Source organism: uncultured Amaricoccus sp., assembly GCF_937858865.1.
Classification (GTDB): domain Bacteria; phylum Pseudomonadota; class Alphaproteobacteria; order Rhodobacterales; family Rhodobacteraceae; genus Amaricoccus.
Window position 1 is genome coordinate 1 of record NZ_CALLYO010000146.1, and the last position, 2,921, is coordinate 2,921.

Annotated in this window: 3 protein-coding genes and 1 tRNA gene; 3 read left to right on the forward strand and 1 reads right to left on the reverse strand. The window is 74.1% G+C overall.

The features are described from left to right. On the reverse strand, window positions 1-1,115 hold a 1,115-nt coding region (locus Q0112_RS04180), incomplete at its 3' end, for a M48 family metalloprotease (protein ID WP_297971820.1). Between the two features lie 45 nt (window positions 1,116-1,160). Here Q0112_RS04180 and Q0112_RS04185 point away from each other — a divergent pair. The 3 genes from Q0112_RS04185 to Q0112_RS04195 all read left to right on the forward strand — a co-directional run. Beyond that, a tRNA-Arg gene (locus Q0112_RS04185) sits at window positions 1,161-1,236 on the forward strand. 22 nt (window positions 1,237-1,258) lie between these two features. Next, window positions 1,259-1,894, forward strand: coding sequence for a ribonuclease HII (locus Q0112_RS04190; protein WP_297971823.1), 636 nt, complete (start codon window positions 1,259-1,261; stop codon window positions 1,892-1,894). Window positions 1,895-1,968: 74 nt separating this feature from the next. Next, on the forward strand, window positions 1,969-2,921 hold a 953-nt coding region (locus Q0112_RS04195), incomplete at its 3' end, for a DNA methyltransferase (protein ID WP_297971825.1).

Here is a 2,921-nt window from a genome sequence, read left to right on the forward strand (position 1 = left end):
CCGCCCGCGGCATCGTCGGGCTGGCGCAGCCCGGTCAGCCGGTAGAGGCGCCCGTCGTGCCGCACCACGGTCAGCTCGGCCACCCGCGCGCTGCCGCCCGAGGTCATGGCGAGCGCGCCCTGCGCCGTGGCGAGGCCGTTGCGGCGGCCCTGGCGCAGGCCGGCGAGCGGCCCGGTGCGGATCTCGCGGCCGATCTCGGGCACCCAGCCGTGCACGAGATAGTCGGCCGGCGCGCCCCCCGGATCGGCGATGCTGTCCATGAGGAGGAGCGCCCCGCCCGGGCCGCTCGCCACCACCACGTCGGGGAGGTTGGCCACGGCATAGCCCGGCGGGGCGTCGAAGGCGAAGCCGAGGTCGGGATGCACGAAGCTCCGCCCGCGCACGAAGCCCTGCGCCGGACCGTCGCCCCAGGTCATCCCGTCGATGGCGGCGAGGAAGGCGGCGCGGTTGCGCACGCCGGTGCCGGCGGCGGCCCCCGCCTCGCGCCGCGCCGCGACGAGCCGCTCGCCGAGCGCGGGATGGTCGGGCGCCCCCGACCGGCCGGGATCGCCTTCGCCCGGGCCCGTCTCGACCGCGCGCGCCGCGAGCAGCGTCGCGAGGAAGTCGGCCTGCGCCCCCGGGTCGTAGCCGGCCCGCACGAGGAGCGCGAGCCCGGTCCGGTCCGCCGCCACCTCGGCGGCGCGGCGCGCCCGGTCGCCCTTCGGCACCCGGCCGTCGCCGGCCAGCGCATGGCCGATCTCGTGGCCGAGCACCACGGCGAGCTCGGCCTCGTCGCCGGCCAGCGCCAGCATCCCGCGGGTCACGAAGATCCGCCCGCCGGGCAGCGCGAAGGCGTTGGTCTCGGGCGTGTCGAGGACGGAGAAGCTCCAGCGGCCGCCGGGCGGGGCCGGATGGCCGGCCGCCGCCACCAGCCGCATCCCGACCGCCTGGAGATAGCCGGCGAGCGCCGGATCGCGGTAGATCCCGCCGCTCGCCGCGACGAGCGCCTCTGGCGTCACCCCGGGCGTCACCCCGCGCGTCACCCCGGGCGTCACCCCGCGCGGGGCACCCGACGCCGGCGCCGTCCCGGCCGCCAGAGCGCCGGCGAGGAGCGCGGCGATCAGCCTCTTCCACATGCGGCCTTCCCTTCCAACCCGCGACGCTGCTAGACAGACGCCCGTGGCCTCGTAGCTCAGAGGATAGAGCAACCGCCTCCTAAGCGGTAGGTCGGCGGTTCGAATCCGCCCGAGGTCGCCAAGCCGCGCGGGAAGGACGAGAGTTGCCGGACGACTGCCCAAGCGCCCCCGACTTCAGCCTCGAGCGCCCCGGCCCGCATCCGGTCTGCGGCATCGACGAGGTGGGGCGCGGCCCCTGGGCCGGCCCGGTCGTCGCCGCCGCCGTCATCCTCGACCCCGCGGCCATCCCCGAGGGGCTCGACGACAGCAAGCGCCTCACCGCCCTGCGCCGCGAGGCGCTCGCCGCCGAGATCCGCCTCGCCGCCTGCGTCGGCGTCGGCGTGGCGAGCGTCGCCGAGATCGAGGCGATGAACATCCTGCAGGCGAGTTTCCTCGCCATGCGCCGCGCCGTCGCCGGCCTCCCGCGCCGGCCGGCGCTGGCGCTGGTCGACGGGCACATGCCCTGCCCCGGCCTCCCCTGCCCCTGCCGGCCGGTCGTCGGCGGCGACGGGCTCGCCGTCTCCATCGCCGCCGCCTCGATCGTCGCCAAGGTCGCCCGCGACGCGATGATGGTTGCCCTTTCGCAACAGTTCCCCGGCTACGGCTGGGAAACCAACATGGGTTACGGGACGCGGGGGCATGCCGAGGGGCTGGAGAGACTGGGGGTCAGCCCACATCATAGGCGGTCGTTTGCGCCGGTGCACAAGATGTTGTGGGAAGGGTCTTTGGTAAGTTCTTGATTCGATTAATTGTTTGACGGCGAGTCGCGAATGACTCATCGTCGGGGCGCCAACCGACAGGACGGAATGCCCCGATGCCGAGAGTGAAGAAGGCCGAGGAGACCGGCGCACCCGGGACCGCCCCCCGAACCGACCCCGGGACCGACCCCGGGACCGACGTGGTGCTGGCCGGGGACTGCATCGAGGTGATGCGCCGGCTGCCGGACGCGAGCGTCGATCTGGTCTTCGCCGACCCGCCCTACAACCTGCAGCTCCGCGGCGAGCTGCACCGGCCGGACAATTCGCGCGTCGACGCGGTCAACGACGAGTGGGACAGGTTCGCCTCCTTCGCGGCCTATGACGAATTCTCCCGCGCCTGGCTCGGCGAGGCGCGGCGCGTGCTGAAGCCGGACGGGGCGATCTGGGTGATCGGCTCCTACCACAACGTCTTCCGGCTCGGGGCGGCGCTGCAGGACGCGGGCTTCTGGATCCTGAACGACGTCATCTGGCGCAAGTCGAACCCGATGCCGAACTTCCGCGGCAAGCGGCTGACCAACGCGCACGAGACGCTGATCTGGGCGGCGAAGTCGGACCAGTCGAGATACACCTTCAACTACGAGGCGATGAAGGCGCTGAACGAGGGCGTGCAGATGCGCTCGGACTGGACCATCCCGCTCTGCACCGGAGGCGAGCGGCTGAAGAACGCCGGCGGCGACAAGGCGCATCCGACGCAGAAGCCCGAGGCGCTGCTGCACCGGGTGCTGGTCGCCTCGACGCGGCCGGGCGACCTGGTGCTCGATCCCTTCTTCGGTACCGGCACCACCGGCGCCGTCGCCAGGCGGCTGCGGCGGCGCTTCATCGGCATCGAACGCGAGGCGGAATACCGGGCGGTCGCCGAGGCGCGCATCGCCGCGGTCCGGCCGCTCGACGCCGAGGTGGCGGCGGTGACGACGCCGAAGCGGGCCGAGCCGCGCATCGCCTTCGGGCAGCTGGTGGAGCGCGGGCTGCTGGCGCCGGGCGAGGTGGTGACCTCGCTCGACGGGCGGCA